We start from the raw sequence: 15,569 nt of genomic DNA, 5'->3' as shown, positions 1-15,569 counted from the left end.
CCGTCCGACCGAGAGCCGATGACCGCGCCCGCCTCCGAGACCATGCCCTTGCGCGCCCTGCTGGCGCGGATCTGGCGGGACTATCTGTCCCGGCACAAGGGATCGCTGATCCTGTCGGTGCTGTGCGCGGCCGCCACGGGCCTGCTGACCGCCGCCCTGCTGAAACTGCTGGAGCCGGCGGTGAACGGCCTGTTCCTGGGCGGGACCGAACCGATCAGCCTGTTTGGCCTGATCCGCTTTCCTCCCGACCGGGCGATCATCTGGATCCCGACCGCTATTCTGACCGTCGCCGTGCTGCGGACCCTGGCGGCGATTGGCCAGGCGGCCCTCGTCAACCGGCTGGGCCATACCATCGTCGGCGACATCCAGGTCCGTCTGTTCGGAGCCATGATCCGCGCTGACCTGGCTCGGCTTCGCAGCCAGCATTCGGGCGGCTTCGTCTCGTCGGTCCTGTTCGACGCGAACATGGTGCGCGAGGCCTTCACCTCGGGCGTGGTCAACTACACCCAGAACCTGCTGACCCTGATCGCGGTGCTGATCTATATGGGGTTCATCGACTGGCAGTTGACCATGGTCGTGCTGCTGGGCGTGCCCCTGGTGGCCCTGGTGCTGCGCCGGTTCGGGCGCAAGACCCGCAAGGCGGCGCGCGGGGCCATGGCCGAGACCGAGAACCTGTCCACCGCCCTGATGGAGAATCTGGACGGGGTCCGGCTGATCAAGATCGAGAACCGCGAGGCGGCCGAGCAGGACCGGGTCGCCGAGGTGGTGGCCCGTCGCCAGCGCCACGTCATCAAGGGAGCCAACGCCCGCGCCTTCGCCGGTCCGTCCAGCGACATGGTCGCCTATGTCGTGGTGGCGGCGGTGATGGCCTATGCCGGGTGGCGGTCGCAGTCGGGCGAGATGACGGTGGGCGGGTTCGCCGCCTTCATCGGCATGCTGCTGGCCGCCGGTCAGGCCCTGCGCCAGGTGACCAATCTGGCCACGGTGATGGCGGAGGGCTTCACCGCGGCGCGGCGCCTGTTCGGCGCCCTGGACATCGAGCCGGAGATCCGCGAGGCGACCGATGCCGCGCCCCTGGCCGCCGGGCCGGTCGAGGTGGTGCTGGACCAGGTGTCGTTCGCCTATGCCCCCGCCGCACAGGGCGTGGCGCCGACGCTGGACGGAGTGTCCCTGCGGGTCGCGCCGGGCGAGACGGTGGCCCTGGTCGGTCCGTCGGGCGGCGGCAAGAGCACGATCCTGAGCCTTTTGCCGCGCTTCTACGACGTGACCGGCGGGGCGGTGACGATCAACGGCGCCGACGTGCGGTCGCTGCGGATCAACGACCTGCGCGACCATATCGCCCTGGTGACGCAGGAGCCCTTCCTGTTCGACGACACCATCGCCGCCAATATCGCGTATGGCCGGCCGGGCGCGACGCAGGCCCAGATCGAGGATGCGGCCCGTTCGGCTGCCGCCCATGACTTCATCACCGCCCTGCCCGAGGGGTACGACACCCGCGCGGGCGAGGCGGGGCTGCGCCTGTCGGGCGGGCAGCGCCAGCGGATCGCCATCGCCCGCGCCTTCGTCAAGGACGCCCCCATCCTGCTGCTGGACGAGGCCACCAGCGCCTTGGACACCGAGAGCGAGGCCCTGGTCCAGGCGGCGCTGGAGCGGTTGATGCAGGGCCGCGCCACCCTGATGATCGCCCACCGCCTGTCGACCGTGCGCAACGCCGACCGCATCTATGTGATCGAGGCCGGACGGGTGGTCGAGCAGGGCTCGCACGAGGCCCTGGTAGCCCGGGGCGGCCTCTATGCGCGCCTGGCCCGCCAGCAGTCGCTGGACGGCGGCGCTCCGTCGGTCGAGTCCGTCGCGTGAGACCGCTGCGCATACCGGCTGTCCAGGCGGCCCTGTCCTTCATCCTCGCCCAGTGGATGCGGTTCTGCATCGCCACCATCCGCTGGACCCATGAGAACCAGACGGTGGCGGAGGATGTCTGGGCCAGGGGCGGCGGCGTCCTGTGCGCCTTCTGGCATTCGCGCATCAGCCTGGCGCCCGCCAGTTGGCCGCTGGACCGGGCCCAGCCGGCCAAGGCCCTGATCTCGCTGTCCGCCGACGGTCAGTTCATCGCCAAGGCCGTCGCGCTTCAGGGTTTCCCGGCCATCCGGGGGTCATCGTCGAACAAGGACAAGGCCGACCGCGACAAGGGGGGCGCCCAGGCCCTGCGGGCCGGTCTGCGTCAGTTGAAGGACGGCGCCCTGGCCATCACGCCCGACGGGCCGCGCGGTCCGGCGCGCCAGATGGCCGAGGGCCTGCCGATGATGGCCAAGATTTCGAAGGTTCCGACCCTGTTCATCGGCATGTCGTGCAATCCGGCCATCCGGCTGAACAGCTGGGACCGGGCCGTCATTCCCCTGCCCTTCGGCCGGGGGGCCATCGTCTGGGACGTGGCCGACTATCCGACCGGCGACGACCTGGACCATGTGCGGCTGGACTGGGCCGAGCGGCTGAACGCCGTCGAGGCGCGCGCCGATGCGATCACGGGCCTGAAGTCGTGAAGCCCCTGCCCCTGCTGGCCTATCGGCTGCTGACCCGCGCCCTGGAGCCCCTGGCGCCGCGTCTGCTGGATGCCCGCGCCGCCAAGGGCAAGGAAGACCCGGTTCGCGTCGATGAACGGATGGGGTTCGCCGGCGTCGAACGCCCGGACGGCGACCTAGTCTGGCTGCACGGCGTCAGCGTCGGCGAGACCCTGTCCCTGTTGCCCCTGGTCGAGCGGTTCGTGAAGACACGGCCGGACCTGACGGTGCTGGTGACGTCGGGCACCGTGACCTCTGCGCGAATCCTGGCCGACCGCCTGCCCAAGGGTGTGATCCACCAGTACGCTCCAGTGGACGGGCCAGGCGTGGTCGCGCGGTTCCTGGATCACTGGCGGCCCGGCCTGGCCATCTTCGTCGAAAGCGAACTTTGGCCCAATATGCTGCTGGAGGCGCATCGGCGCGGAGTGAAACTGGCCCTGGTCAGCGCGCGGATCACCGAAAAGACCGTCGACGGCTGGGCGCGGTTTCCGGCCTCGGCGCGAGCGGTGATGGAGGCGTTCGATCTGGTCCTGCCGCAGGACGCGGCCTCGGCGGAACGGCTGGAACGACTGGGCGCCCACATCGACGGCCTGGTCAATCTGAAGCTGGCGGGCGATCCCCTGCCTCATGACACCGCCGCCTTCAGCCGTCTGAGCGCAGCGATCGGCGACCGGCCCGTCGTGGTCGCCGCAAGCACTCATGAGGGCGAAGAGATCGCCATCGTCCGCGCCCTAGACAAGCTGGCCGAGCGCGCCTGTCTGATCCTGCTGCCGCGTCACCCGGAGCGCGGGCCGCAGATCGCGACGGCCCTCCAGCGCGAGGGCGTGGCCTTCGCCATGCGGTCGCGGGGCGAGACCATCGGGCGCGACACCGACGTCTATCTGGCCGACACCCTGAACGAGATGGGCCTGTTTTTGCGCCTGGCCGATGTGGTGGTTATGGGCGGCTCGTTCGCGCCGGCCCTGGGGCTGGGGCCGGTCGGGGGGCATAATCCGTTGGAGCCTGCGCGTCTGGCGCGGCCGACGATCACCGGGCCTGACGCCTCCAACTGGGCCGCCGTCACCTCGGCCCTGTCCCAGGCCGGCGGTCTGATCCTGGTACAGGCGCCGTGGGATCTGGCCGACGCCATCGCGCCGCTGCTGGCCGATCCGTCGGCGGCCAAGGCCATGGGCGAGCGCGCCCGTCGCGCCGCGGCCGAGGCGGGCGGTGATCTGGACCGGCTGTGGACCTTCCTGTCGCCGCTGACACCCCCCGCGCGGGCCATGGCTAGGTCTGGGCGATGAAGCTGAACACTCCTCGCTGGTGGTATGTGCGCGACCGCGACCATGCCCGTGTCACCCGCAGCCTGCTGAAGCCGCTGGGCTGGATCTGGGCCGGGGTCACGGCCCGGAAGATCGCGCGGACCATTCCGGTCGATCCGGGCTGCGCGGTGATCTCGGTCGGCAATCTGACCGTCGGCGGATCGGGCAAGACCCCGGTGACGCGCGAGGTGCTGCGCCTGCTGCGGGCGGCGGGGATCGAGGCCCAGGGTCTGTCGCGCGGCTATGGCGGCCGGCTGGAAGGTCCAGTCCGCGTCGATCCGTCAGTCCACACGGCGGCGGATGTCGGCGACGAACCCCTGATGCTGGCGCAGGGCGCCCCCGCCTGGATTTCCCGCGACCGAGTCGCCGGGGCCCGAGCAGCGGCGGCGCGAGGGGCGCAGGCCCTGGTGCTGGACGACGGGCACCAGAACCCGGCCCTGAGGAAGAGCGTCAGCCTGATCGTCGTGGACGGCGAGACCCGCGGCGACGAATGGCCGTTCGGGGATGGTTCGGTCTTTCCGTCCGGTCCGATGCGCGAACCGTTGAAGGCCGGCCTGGCCCGCGCCGACGCCGTGGTGGTGATGCTGCCGACCGATGTCGAGACGGCCGATCCCGAACTGCTGGCGGTCTTCGGCGACCTGCCCGTCTTCGTCGCCCGGCTGACGCCCGAAGGCGCGCCGCCGACGGGGCCGCAGGTCGGGTTCGCCGGTATCGCCAAACCGTGGAAAGTCGAACGCTCGCTGAAGTCGGCGGGCTGCGACCTGGTCGATTTCGTTCCCTTCCCCGACCATGCGGCCTACCGACCCGAGGATCTCAAGTTCCTGCAGGACCGGGCGGCGATCTACGACGCCGGCCTGGTGACGACGGAAAAGGACTGGGTGCGGCTGACGCCCGATCAACGGACCCGCGTGACGGCCTGGCCGGTCGTCGCCCGGTTCGAGGTTGAGCCGGCTTTCGCCGCCTTCCTTGCCGAGAAGATCGGGACGGACCGGCTTCAGTCGGCGCGGTAGACCACCCCGCCCTTCATCACGAACCTCATCCGCTCCAGTTCGGTGACGTCGGTCAGCGGATCGCCCGTCACGGCGACGATGTCGGCCGGCATGCCCGGCGCGATCCGCCCGGCCTCATTCGAGATACGCAGATGTTCGGCGGCGCCGACGGTGGCGGCCTGGATCGCCTCCAGCGGGGTCAGACCGGCGCGGACCAGAAGCGCGAACTCCTGGGCGTTGTCGCCGTGGGCCGAGACCCCGGAGTCGGTTCCGAAGGCGATCTTCACGCCGCCCTCATGGGCGCGCCGCGCCATGTCCAGCATCTTCGGTCCGGCCTCCAGCGCCTTGGCGGTCTGGGCCGGGGTGAAGAAGTTGTTCGGTCCCGAGGCGATCCGGGCCACGAAGTCCCCAGCCAGCAGGGTCGGCACCAGCCAGGCGCCGTTCTGTTTGAACAGTCGGATCGACTGGTCGTCCAGATAGGTGCCGTGTTCGATGGAATCCCCGCCCGCCTGCAGGAAGGCGTTGATCCCGTCCACGCCGTGGGCATGCGCCGTGACCTGACGGCCCATGCGGTGGGCGCTTGCGACGATGGCCGCCAGCTCGGGATTCGTGAATTGCTGGGCCAGACCTGCGGAGGTGTTGGACAGGACGCCGCCCGTCGCGTTGATCTTGATGATGTCGGCGCCGGAGCGGACCTGGGTCCGCACCGCCCGCATGCAGTCCTCGACGCCCGAACAGACGCTTTCCGGCGACAGCAGGTGCAGGACGTCGTCCCGGAAACCGTTGGCGTCGCCATGGCCTCCGTGAATGGAAACGGAGGACCCCGCCGCGATAATGCGTGGACCGGGCACGTCTCCGCTCTTCACCGCGTCGCGCAGAGCGAAAATAGCCTGGTTGCTGGCGCCCAGATCGGCGACCGTGGTGAAGCCGGCCATCAGGGTGCGGCGCGCATAGCGGGCGCCGACCATGGCCTTGGCCGCGTCTGACTGGGTCACCACCTCAAGCCGTGAATTGGGGTTCTGCTGGCTCGTCAGATGGACATGGCTGTCGAGGAGACCGGGCAGGACGAAGGAGTCGCGAAGGTCCACAATCTTGCCCATCGAGGCGTCGCCGACGAAGCCGTCGCGCACTTCAACGACTTGGTTCCCTCTGATCACGAGAGTTTTACCGCGCTGCACAACGCCGCTCGCCGGATCGGCCAGCAGCCGCCCAGCTTCGACGAACGTCGTCGTCGTCGCCGGAGAAACCCCTGCCCCAGCGGGGGTTTGCTGCGCCGACGCAGCCGTGGTCGTCGCCATCAGCGCCGCCATCGCCAGCCCCAAAAGCTTCATCGAATCCTCCCGCGACGTCTCGGCCGCAAAAATGCCCCACAAGGCTCAGGTTGCCTCGCCCGTAACCATTTGAAACAAACACGGCTCAAGAACAAACCGCAACGAGGGCGTCGCATGCGGCTTTCGAGACGAGGCCTTATTCTGGGCGGATCGGCCATGCTGGCTGGTTGCGCCAGCGCCGGAGGCAGAGCGCCGCTGACGACCGCCTCGACGGTCGCACCGGTCGTGGCGCCGACGCCGGCGCCGGTCGTGCAGACCGTCAGCGTCACCCCGCCGCCGCTCGACCCGCAGGGTCATGTCCGAAAGGAACTGATGGAACGGGCGATGGCCGCCTTGGACGTCCACCACCGCAAAATCCCTCTACGCGACCGCATGTATCTGGTCGATTTCAAGAAATTCTCGGGGGAAGAACGGCTGTACGAGGTCGATCTGGTCGGGGGCGACGTCAAGGTGCTGCGCACCTGTCACGGCCGGGGTTCGGACCCCAGCCACTCCGGCTACGCCGAGCGCTTTTCCAACACGCCGGATTCGAACATGTCCTCGGTCGGCGCCTACGCCACCGCCGGGGCCAACTGGGGCCGTCAGCAGGGGCCGAACGTCCTGCTGGACGGGCTGGAATACTCCAACGACAAGGCGCGCGAGCGGGCCATCATCATCCATGGCGCCGACTACGCCGACCCGGATTTCCTAGCGCGCGAAGGCAAGCTGGGCCGCAGCTACGGCTGTTTCTCGGTGGCGCATACCGACCTGCCAGGGCTGCGCGAACGGATGGGCGAAGGCCGGCTGCTGTTCGCCTGGGCCTGATCCACACCAGTACAACTACTTACACCTTCGACGCGAAAACAATAACGCCTCGACGAAGATCAGTGTTTTATTGTCAGAAATCGTACACACGTCTCGCAGCTGCAGAAACAACAACCTTTTTCACTTCCAAAATTGATAGATAATACTGCATTAAACATCCATAGAGACGAAATATTATCTCCCGGGGCGCAAATGTGCCTTATCGGGAGGTGAAGCATGTACATCAACGCTAAAGCAAAAACCCTGACGGTGTCGGGAGCGCCACAGAAATGGATCGGCGGAAAGGCCGGCTCCGAAACTCTGAACGGCACCAGTCTAAACGACTGGATGTACGATTCCGGCAAAGACACGCTCAAAGGTGGACTTGGCGACGACACCTATCATCTCTGGACCGTAGGCTCCACCGTAGTCGAGAATGCAAGCAGCGGTATCGACACCGTGGTCAGCTATCTGCTCGGCGCCACCACTCTATCGTCCAATGTCGAGAACCTCACACTTGCTGGATACGGCTCGACTTCAGGTATCGGCAACAGCCTGGACAATATCATTACTGCGGGCAGCCGGTCGGCGGTCTTGAACGGCAAGGGCGGCAATGACGTACTCGTCAGCGGAGCCGGCGCTGACCTGTTCCAAATCCAAGCAGGCAATGGCTGGGACAAGATCTACGGCTTTAAGGCTGGTTTTGACGCCATTCAGTTGACCGGATACGGGATCACCAACTTTGCGCAGGTAAAATCAATCGCGGTTCAAGTTGGCTCTGACGTTCAACTGAACTTGGCCAATGGCGAGAAACTGGTAATAGCCAACGTCACCTTGTCCTCGCTTTCTGCATTTGATTTTACCTTGAAGATGGATCCCCTTGTCGCGGATCCGGGGGAACAACTCCTCAATGGCGCCTCCAAAGTATATATTCATGATGGCTGGTATGTTCTGAACAACGTTTGGAACCCAGGCAAAATGGTACAAGGCGTCGACTACACGATCGCCAGCACCTACACACCTGGGGCGCCCAACGCCGACGTCACCTTCCAGTGGTCATTCCCCTTCACGACCGAGACCTTCACAAACATCAAGGCTTTCCCGGAGATCATCTTCGGGCCGGCTCCGATGAGCGGCGGACAGAAATCGACAGACGTCAGCGCCGTCTTCCCAGTTAAGGTGTCGGACATTGGAGATCTGATCCTCGACTATTCGGTCGATTACACCGGCAACACAGGGGGCTTTAATGTCGCCTTCGATATCTGGCTCACCAGCGTGGAGGGCGGCGGCGCCTCTACTCTGACCAATGAAGTGATGATCTGGGTCCACAAAGGCGACTTCGCACCTTTCGGGGAGTTGGTTGGCCGCTATGTGACCGACGACTTCTCGGCCAGCGTGTATCACTCTGGCACCTATACAGCCTTTGTGTTGGACAGCGATCTCAAAGCCGGGCAAATCGATCTCGACGCCATGTTCGACTACATGATCGGTCTGGGCATCATGTCCGAGGATGAGTTCCTCGCTTCGGTCGAACTGGGCGCCGAGGTTCAGTCGGGGGCGGGCTCGTTGACCATCGACCATCTCGACATCGACTTGACCCACGTGAACGACATGGCCGTGGTTCCTCAGCTTGCCTACGCCAGCGTCTCTGTGGGCGAGGAACTGATCGCCGACGGTGGCTGGAACGCCTGGGGCGCGGACAGTCTGGTCGCCTGAAGCGAAGGGCGCTGGGCTCTACCCCCGGTCCAGCGCCCGCCAGCCGATGTCGGTGCGGTTGAAGCCGCCTGGCCAGTCGATCATCCTGATGGCCGCATAGGCGCGCTCTCGGGCCTGGGCGATGTCGTCGCCCTCGGCGCAGACGTTCAGGACGCGCCCTCCGGCGGCGCACAGCAGGCCGTCTTCGCGACGTCGGGTGCCGGCGTGGAAGACCTGGACGTGCGGGCCGAAATCCTGATCGACGCCGCGGATGATCGAGCCTTCCAGCGGACTGTCCGGATAGCCCTTGGCCGCCATGACCACGCAGATAACCGTCTGGGGCTTGAAAGCCGGCGAAGGCAGGCCCGAGACGTCGCCACGCGCGCAGCCCAGCAGATAGGGGACGATGTCCCCCGCCATCCGCATCATCAGCACCTGGCATTCGGGGTCGCCGAACCGGGCGTTGAACTCGACGACCTTGGGACCGTCGGCCGTCGCCATCAGGCCCGCATAGAGAACGCCGCGATACGGCGCGCCCTCCTCGGCCATCTTGCGGATGGTCGGCTGGACGATCCGTTCGTCGGCCTGCTGGACGAGGTCGGGGGTGAAGACGGGCGCGGGGGAATAGGCGCCCATGCCGCCGGTATTGGGACCGATGTCGCCGTCGAAGGCGCGCTTGTGGTCCTGGGCCCCGCCGAACAGCAGGGCCTGTTTGCCGTCGCATAGGGCAAAGAGGGAACCCTCCTCGCCGTCCATGAACTCCTCGATGACGACGCGCGCGCCGGCCGCGCCGAACCGGCCGCCCAGCATCCGCTCGATCTCGGCCTCGGCGTCGTTGCGATCCGGGCTGATGGCGACGCCCTTGCCGGCGGCCAGGCCGTCGGCCTTGATCACATAGGGAGGCTTGAAGACGTCCAGAGCGCCCTTGGCGTCCTTGACCGTGTCATAGACGCCGTAACCGGCGGTGGGGATTTCATGCCGCTCCAGAAAGGCCTTGGAGAAGGCCTTGGAGACCTCCAGCTGGGCCGCCTTGGCGGTGGGGCCGAAACAGGGGATGCCCGCGGCGGCCAGACGGTCGGCGAGACCGGCGGCCAGGGCGACTTCCGGCCCGACCACGACCAGGTCCGCCTTGATCTCGCGCGCCAGGGCGGTCAGACTCTCCGCGTCGTCCGCCTTGACCGGACGCAGCTCGCACAGTTTCTCGATTCCGGGATTGCCGGGCGCGGCGACGAGCCGCGTGACCAGCGGCGACTGGGCGATCTTCCAGGCCAGGGCGTGTTCGCGCCCGCCCGATCCGACGAGAAGAATAATCATGAGACCGGGCAATGACGGCGTCGTCGCGACCGGTCAAGCGTCCCTGCGGCTTAATGCGCCGGTCCGCTCACAAAAGGGCCGAGACTACATAGACGCCAAGCCCCAGCAACAGGATCACGCCGATGATCAGCCATGGGTTCATGGCCCCGCCCGCGCCGCTACGGCGCATCAGGTCGCGCTCGCGGGGATCGCGCTGATCAGGGTCGGTTCCTCTGGGATCGGCAGGCATGAAAGGCGAACGGCGCCGCATCGAGGCCGTTCCCGCGCGGATCGACGCAGGCTAGGATAGAGCGATGAGCGACGACTCCTATGTGTTCGAAGGCCCGGTCGAGGCCCCCGCCGCGCGCGACAACAATCCGCCCCTGTCGATCTCGGAACTGTCCTTCGCCCTGAAGCGGACGCTGGAGGAGCGGTTCGGCCATGTGCGGCTGCGCGGCGAGGTGTCCAAGGTGAACCGCCACGCCTCGGGCCATGTCTATCTGACGCTGAAGGACGACAAGTCGGCCATCGACGGGGTGATCTGGAAGGGTTCGGTGCGGGGCCTGGGCGTCCAGCCCGAGGCCGGTCTGGAAGTCATCGTCACCGGCAAGATCACCTCCTATCCCGCGCGCTCGTCATACCAGATCGTCATCGAGAGCATGGAGGCGGCCGGCGCCGGCGCCCTGCTGGCCCAGTTGGAACGGCTGAAGGTCAAGCTGCGCGACGAGGGCCTGTTCGAATCGGGGCGCAAGAAGCCCCTGCCCGCCTTCCCCGCCACGATCGGCGTGATCACCAGCCCGACCGGCGCCGTCATCCGCGACGTGCTGCACCGGATCGCCGAACGCTGGCCCTGCCGAGTCATCGTCTGGCCGGTGGTCGTCCAGGGCGAGGCGGCGTGCGGCCAGGTTTCGAACGCCATTCGCGGCTTCGATGCGATGAGGTCCGACGGCCCGATCCCCCGTCCAGATCTCCTGATCGTCGCGCGCGGGGGCGGGTCGGTCGAGGACCTGTGGTGCTTCAACGACGAGGGTCTGGCCCGCACGGTGGCGGCGGCCCGGATTCCGATCATCTCGGCCGTCGGCCACGAGACGGATACGACCCTGATCGACTTCGTCTCCGACCGGCGCGCCCCGACGCCCACTGGCGCGGCCGAGATGGCGACGCCAGTGCTGGCGGACCTGCGCTACGCCGTCGCCGACATGGACAGGCGGATGGTGCAGGCGGGCGGGCGGCTGATCGAGGACCGGCGCACCCGGCTGCGCGCGGTGGCGCGCGGCCTGCCGGCGCGGCCGGAGGATCTGCTGGCCCTGGCGCAGCAGAGGCTGGACCATGTGTCCAGCCGGCTCGGATCTGGACTGCAGCGGAATGTCGCGGTGCATGAGCGTCGGCTGGCCGGCGTCGGCGGGCGGCTAGGGCGCGGTCTGCTGGATCGAGCCGTGGAGCGACGCGGCGACCGGCTGTCCGCCGTCGCCGCGCGGTTCGCCCCGACGGTCGAGCGTCGGCTGACCCGCGACCGGGATCGGCTGAACGCCCTGGCGCGGGCGCTGGCGACCCTGGACCCCGGCCGGCCCAAACCCGGCTTCGCACGAGTCGAGAACCCCGAAGGCGCCTGGATCACCTCGGCGGCGACGCTGCAGGCGGGCCAGGCCGTCCGGCTGGTGTTCGGCGACGGCGCGCGGGACGCGACCATCGACGGCGGCGAAGGATCGGCACGGCCCGCGCCCCCCGTTCCGGCCAAGCCGGCGCCGAAGGTCAGACCGCCCGCGCCGGGACAGGGCGACCTGTTCTGACCGCCTCCGCCCGTTTTCCGCTTCGCCCCCGCGCCGCTTCCTGCTAACCGCCGCCGCATGAAGATCCCCCGCATCGCCTTCGCCGCCTACGGCATCGCCCTCCTGATCATCGTGCTGGACCAGCTGACCAAGGCCTGGATCCTAGGCCTTCCCGACGTCGCCTCCGTCAGCCAGATCCCGCTGGGCTATGTCTTCGCCGAGGTGGCGCCGCCGATCCTGCGCTTCACCTTCGTCCAGAACACAGGCGTCAGCTTCGGCCTGTTCGGCGGCGGCGGCGCGCGCTGGGGACTGACCATCTTCTCTATCATCGTCTCGGCGGCGCTGGCCTGGTGGGCGACGCGGTCGGACCGTCGTCTGCTGATCACCGCCATCGGCTTCGTCATGGGCGGCGCGCTCGGGAATGTGATCGACCGGATCCGTTTCGGCTATGTCGTCGATTTCATCGACTTCTCCGGCACGGGGGTTTTCCCGTGGGTCTTCAACATCGCCGACAGCGCCATCACCATCGGGGTCGTCCTGCTGATTATCGACAGCTTCCTGTCCGACAGAGCCGCCAAGGTTGGCGCGGCCCCCGAAAAGTCGTAATCACCCCGTCTTCACTATGCCAATAACGCCCGCAGAGGCGTTTCGTGCATCAGCCGAGTCGAGCCTGAACCCATGCGTATTCGCAGTTTCGCCGTCCTGACCCTCGCCGCCTCCGCCGCGCTCGCCGTGTCGGCCTGTGGCAGCCTCAGGCAAGGCGTCGGCCTGACCAAGGTCGTGCCGGACGAGTTCGTCACCGTGTCCACCGCCCCCCTCAGCGTGCCGCCCGAGTACGGCCTGCGCCCGCCGGCGCCCGGTCAACCGCGCCCTCAGGAACTGGCCCCCGAAAGCGCCGCCCGCCAGATCCTGCTGGGCCAGCGTCAGTCCATCACCCGCACGCCGGGCGAACAGGCCCTGGTGGCTCAAGCCGGCGCCGATCAGGCCGATCCCCTGGCCCGCTACGTCGTCGACGACGAGTTCGGCGACATCGCCCACAAGGACGAGAGCTTCGCCAACCGCCTGATGTTCTGGCGCAAGGATGACGCCGCGAGCCAGGCCCCGACCGTGCGTCAGACGGCCGAAGGTCAGAAGACCATCGACGCCTCGACCGAAGCGGCTCGACTGCAGGCCCTGACCGGCGGCCAGGAGGCGATCACCATCACGCCGCGCCGCAGCGGCGGCTTCAAGCTGCCGGGCCTGTAAACCCGCCGAACTCTTCAAGGACGCCTGCCACGGCGTTGGTCCTCTCGCTGTCGGAAGATATTTGATGCGTCGCGTGCTCTCCGCTCTGGCCGCCGTCTCCATCGCGGCCTCCATCCTGCCGGCTACGGCCCAGGCGCAGATGTCCCCCGGTCAGCGCGATCGCGGATCCAGCGGGCAGCAGGCCGACGGCGCCGAAAACGCGCCGGCCAGCCGCGCGCCGCGCATCGCCCCGCTGCGCCGTCGCGCCAACGCCGGCCCCTGCCCCTTCGTCAAGGTGCTGTACGACGCCGCCCGCTATGTCGAACTGGAAGACGGCCGCGCCGCCATCGCCAACGTCGGCTATACCGGCGAGATCGAGGGTGTTTCGGCTGATTGCGAATATCGCGAAGCCGATCCGATCCGCCTGGACATGGATATCCTGTTCCAACTGGGCCGTGGTCAGCAGGCCACCAGCGAGCGGAAGACCTATCGTTATTGGGTCGCCGTGACCGAGCGGAACAACGCCATCCTGGCCAAGGAATATTTCGACCTGCCGGTGGACTTCGACGGTCAACGCACCGCCGCTGTCCATGAAGAACGCAGCATCGTGATCCCCCGCGCGAGCATCGACACCAGCGGCGGCAATTTCGAGGTCCTGATCGGCTTCGACGTGACGCCGGAAATGGCCGAGTTCAACCGCTCGGGCAGCCGCTTCCGCGTCAACGCCGGCGCGGCCGCCCAAACCTCCGCACCGAGCGAGTAAATGGCTGATCTGAAGACCGTCCTCAGCGAAGCGGTCGCCGCCGCCTTCGCCGCCGAAGGCGTGGACGTCGCCCTGGCCCGTGTGACCCCGTCCGACCGTCCGGACCTGGCCGACTTCCAGTCGAACGGCGCCCTGGCCGCCGCCAAGGCGTTGAAGGCCAATCCGCGAGAACTGGCCGGCAGGATCGCTGAACGCCTGACTGCCGATCCACGCTTCACCTCGGTCGAGGTGGCCGGGCCGGGCTTCATCAATCTGAAGATCGCCGACGCCGTCCTGGCCGAGCGCGCCGCCGAGATCGCGGCCGACGCCGCCCACGCGGGGGCCGCCACCGTGACCGACCCGCGCAAGGTGGTTATCGACTACGGCGGCCCGAACGTGGCCAAGCCGATGCACGTCGGCCACCTGCGCAGCGCCATCATCGGCGAGAGCCTGAAGCGGCTGTTCCGGTTCCGGGGCGATCACGTCACCGGCGACGCCCATTTCGGCGACTGGGGCTTCCAGATGGGGCTGTTGATCGTCGCCTGTGGCGACGAAAGGCTGGCTGACGCCTTCATGGTCGAGGGCGACGGGCCCTTCCCGGCCGACAGCCCCGTGACCCTGGCGGACCTGGACCGGCTGTACCCGCTGGCCGCCGGCAAGGCCAAGGAAGACCCGGCATTCCGAGACCGCGCGCGCAAGGCGACGGCGGAACTGCAGAACGGCCGTCCCGGCTATCGCGCCCTGTGGGCCCATTTCGTAGCGGTCAGCCGCGAGGCGCTGAAGCGGGAATACGGCGATCTGTCGGTCGATTTCGATCTGTGGAACGGCGAGAGCGACGCCGATCCGCAGATGCCGGAAATGCTGGCCCACCTGAAGGCGACCGGCCTGCTTGTCGAGGACGACGGGGCCCAGGTGGTCCACGTCGCTCGCCCCGGCGAGACGCGCAAGAAGAAGCTGCCCGACGGTTCGGTGATCGAGGCGCCCTCGCCCCCGCCCCTGCTGGTGATCAGCTCGGAGGGTTCGGCCATGTACGGCACCACCGACCTAGCCACGATCCTGGACCGCAAGAAGGCCCTGGCGCCGGACCTGGCCCTGTACGTCGTCGACGAACGCCAGGCCGAGCATTTCGAACAGGTGTTCCGCGCCGCCTACCTCGCCGGCTATGCCGCCGAGGGATCGCTGGAGCATCTGGGCTTCGGCACCATGAACGGCCAGGACGGCAAGCCCTTCAAGACCCGCGCCGGCGGGGTGCTGAAGCTGCGCGACCTGATCGACCAGGCGACCGACAAGGCGCGTGAGCGTCTGCACGAGGCCAAGCTGGGCGACGACCTGTCGCCGCAGGAGTTCGAGGCCATCGCTCACAAGGTGGCCATCGCGGCCCTGAAGTTCGCCGACCTGTCGAACGCGCGGACCACCAGCTATGTCTTCGACCTCGACCGGTTCATGAGCTTCGAGGGCAAGACCGGCCCGTATCTGCTGTATCAGTCGGTCCGCATCAAATCCCTGCTGCGCAAGGCCGCCGAACAGGACGCCGCACCGGGTGCGATCGTCATCTCGGAACCGGCGGAACGCGATCTGGCGATGACGCTGGACGCCTTCTCGACCGCTGTGTCGGACGCCTATGACAAGCGGATGCCGCACCTGGTGGCCGAGCACGCCTATCGCGTGGCCCAGTCCTTCTCCAAATTCTACGCCGCCTGCCCTGTGCTGGTCGCGCCGGACGACGCGACGCGGGCTTCGCGCCTAGCCCTGTCGGCGGCGGCCCTGAGCCAGCTGGAGACGGCCCTCAATCTTCTGGGCATCGACACGCCGGAACGGATGTGACCGGCGTTCTGTGACCTGAAAGACGCGGACTCCGCTTCGCTCCTCTGATTAACCTTTACTGGG

Annotated in this window: 14 protein-coding genes; 11 read left to right on the top strand and 3 right to left on the bottom strand. The window is 67.6% G+C overall.

Annotation, left to right across the window (positions count from 1 at the left end):
* Positions 1-18 precede the first annotated feature (18 nt).
* From H2037_RS07855 to lpxK, 4 genes are read left to right on the top strand one after another with little or no spacing between them, the layout of a single operon-like run.
* On the top strand, positions 19-1,857 hold the full coding sequence (locus H2037_RS07855) for an ABC transporter ATP-binding protein (protein ID WP_292119979.1): 1,839 nt from the start codon (positions 19-21) through the stop codon (positions 1,855-1,857).
* Positions 1,854-2,537 (top strand): lysophospholipid acyltransferase family protein, encoded by a 684-nt coding sequence (locus H2037_RS07850; RefSeq protein WP_292119975.1) that lies wholly within the window; start codon positions 1,854-1,856, stop codon positions 2,535-2,537. The genes H2037_RS07855 and H2037_RS07850 overlap by 4 nt, the downstream gene beginning before the upstream one ends.
* Positions 2,534-3,838, top strand: a complete 1,305-nt coding sequence (locus tag H2037_RS07845) for a 3-deoxy-D-manno-octulosonic acid transferase (protein ID WP_292119973.1) — start codon at positions 2,534-2,536, stop codon at positions 3,836-3,838. Before H2037_RS07850 ends, H2037_RS07845 begins: the two co-directional genes overlap by 4 nt.
* Positions 3,835-4,866, top strand: a complete 1,032-nt coding sequence (lpxK, locus tag H2037_RS07840) for a tetraacyldisaccharide 4'-kinase (protein WP_292119971.1) — start codon at positions 3,835-3,837, stop codon at positions 4,864-4,866. Before H2037_RS07845 ends, lpxK begins: the two co-directional genes overlap by 4 nt.
* On the opposite strand, the gene H2037_RS07835 is transcribed toward lpxK, so the two are convergent.
* Complete coding sequence (locus tag H2037_RS07835) at positions 4,851-6,176, bottom strand: amidohydrolase family protein (RefSeq protein WP_292119968.1); 1,326 nt, start codon at positions 6,174-6,176, stop codon at positions 4,851-4,853. The genes lpxK and H2037_RS07835 overlap by 16 nt on opposite strands.
* A 114-nt stretch (positions 6,177-6,290) precedes the next feature.
* Between H2037_RS07835 and H2037_RS07830 the strand changes: the two genes are divergently transcribed.
* Both H2037_RS07830 and H2037_RS07825 read left to right on the top strand, forming a co-directional pair.
* On the top strand, positions 6,291-6,980 hold the full coding sequence (locus H2037_RS07830; protein ID WP_292119965.1) for a murein L,D-transpeptidase catalytic domain-containing protein: 690 nt from the start codon (positions 6,291-6,293) through the stop codon (positions 6,978-6,980).
* Positions 6,981-7,196: 216 nt separating this feature from the next.
* Positions 7,197-8,675: a hypothetical protein gene (locus tag H2037_RS07825; protein ID WP_292119962.1), complete on the top strand. Its 1,479-nt coding sequence runs from the start codon at positions 7,197-7,199 to the stop codon at positions 8,673-8,675.
* An 18-nt stretch (positions 8,676-8,693) separates the two neighbouring features.
* Here the strand turns inward: H2037_RS07825 and purD are convergent, their stop codons facing one another.
* Positions 8,694-9,968: a phosphoribosylamine--glycine ligase gene (gene purD / locus H2037_RS07820; protein WP_292119959.1), complete on the bottom strand. Its 1,275-nt coding sequence runs from the start codon at positions 9,966-9,968 to the stop codon at positions 8,694-8,696.
* A 67-nt stretch (positions 9,969-10,035) separates the two neighbouring features.
* Positions 10,036-10,197, bottom strand: a complete 162-nt coding sequence (locus H2037_RS07815; RefSeq protein ID WP_292119956.1) for a hypothetical protein — start codon at positions 10,195-10,197, stop codon at positions 10,036-10,038.
* A gap of 64 nt (positions 10,198-10,261) precedes the next feature.
* Between H2037_RS07815 and xseA the strand changes: the two genes are divergently transcribed.
* From xseA to argS, 5 genes are all read left to right on the top strand, one after another.
* On the top strand, positions 10,262-11,737 hold the full coding sequence (xseA, locus tag H2037_RS07810) for an exodeoxyribonuclease VII large subunit (protein ID WP_292119954.1): 1,476 nt from the start codon (positions 10,262-10,264) through the stop codon (positions 11,735-11,737).
* A gap of 57 nt (positions 11,738-11,794) precedes the next feature.
* Positions 11,795-12,322 carry a signal peptidase II gene (gene lspA, locus H2037_RS07805; protein ID WP_292119951.1) on the top strand — a complete coding sequence of 176 codons (528 nt, stop codon included), beginning with the start codon at positions 11,795-11,797 and terminating at the stop codon, positions 12,320-12,322.
* A gap of 72 nt (positions 12,323-12,394) precedes the next feature.
* On the top strand, positions 12,395-12,961 hold the full coding sequence (locus H2037_RS07800) for a DUF3035 domain-containing protein (protein ID WP_292119948.1): 567 nt from the start codon (positions 12,395-12,397) through the stop codon (positions 12,959-12,961).
* Between the two features lie 64 nt (positions 12,962-13,025).
* Positions 13,026-13,703: a Tat pathway signal sequence domain protein gene (locus H2037_RS07795; RefSeq protein ID WP_292119945.1), complete on the top strand. Its 678-nt coding sequence runs from the start codon at positions 13,026-13,028 to the stop codon at positions 13,701-13,703.
* Positions 13,704-15,506, top strand: coding sequence for an arginine--tRNA ligase (gene argS, locus H2037_RS07790; RefSeq protein ID WP_292119942.1), 1,803 nt, complete (start codon positions 13,704-13,706; stop codon positions 15,504-15,506).
* The last annotated feature ends 63 nt before the right edge of the window (positions 15,507-15,569 follow it).

Source organism: Brevundimonas sp. (genome assembly GCF_013912065.1).
In the GTDB taxonomy this organism is placed as follows: Bacteria; Pseudomonadota; Alphaproteobacteria; order Caulobacterales; family Caulobacteraceae; genus Brevundimonas.
The sequence above is the reverse complement of the archived record's forward strand: the minus strand, read 5'-3'. Positions and strand labels throughout refer to the sequence as shown.

Bases quoted from the DNA above. Each gene is read 5' to 3' on its own strand.
- H2037_RS07855 (WP_292119979.1), top strand. From the start codon at position 19: ATGACCGCGCCCGCCTCCGAGACCATGCCCTTGCGCGCCCTGCTGGCG.
- lpxK (WP_292119971.1), top strand. From the start codon at position 3,835: ATGAAGCTGAACACTCCTCGCTGGTGGTATGTGCGCGACCGCGACCAT.
- H2037_RS07835 (WP_292119968.1), bottom strand. From the start codon at position 6,176: ATGAAGCTTTTGGGGCTGGCGATGGCGGCGCTGATGGCGACGACCACG.
- H2037_RS07830 (WP_292119965.1), top strand. From the start codon at position 6,291: ATGCGGCTTTCGAGACGAGGCCTTATTCTGGGCGGATCGGCCATGCTG.
- H2037_RS07825 (WP_292119962.1), top strand. From the start codon at position 7,197: ATGTACATCAACGCTAAAGCAAAAACCCTGACGGTGTCGGGAGCGCCA.
- purD (WP_292119959.1), bottom strand. From the start codon at position 9,968: ATGATTATTCTTCTCGTCGGATCGGGCGGGCGCGAACACGCCCTGGCC.
- H2037_RS07815 (WP_292119956.1), bottom strand. From the start codon at position 10,197: ATGCCTGCCGATCCCAGAGGAACCGACCCTGATCAGCGCGATCCCCGC.
- xseA (WP_292119954.1), top strand. From the start codon at position 10,262: ATGAGCGACGACTCCTATGTGTTCGAAGGCCCGGTCGAGGCCCCCGCC.
- lspA (WP_292119951.1), top strand. From the start codon at position 11,795: ATGAAGATCCCCCGCATCGCCTTCGCCGCCTACGGCATCGCCCTCCTG.
- H2037_RS07800 (WP_292119948.1), top strand. From the start codon at position 12,395: ATGCGTATTCGCAGTTTCGCCGTCCTGACCCTCGCCGCCTCCGCCGCG.
- H2037_RS07795 (WP_292119945.1), top strand. From the start codon at position 13,026: ATGCGTCGCGTGCTCTCCGCTCTGGCCGCCGTCTCCATCGCGGCCTCC.
- argS (WP_292119942.1), top strand. From the start codon at position 13,704: ATGGCTGATCTGAAGACCGTCCTCAGCGAAGCGGTCGCCGCCGCCTTC.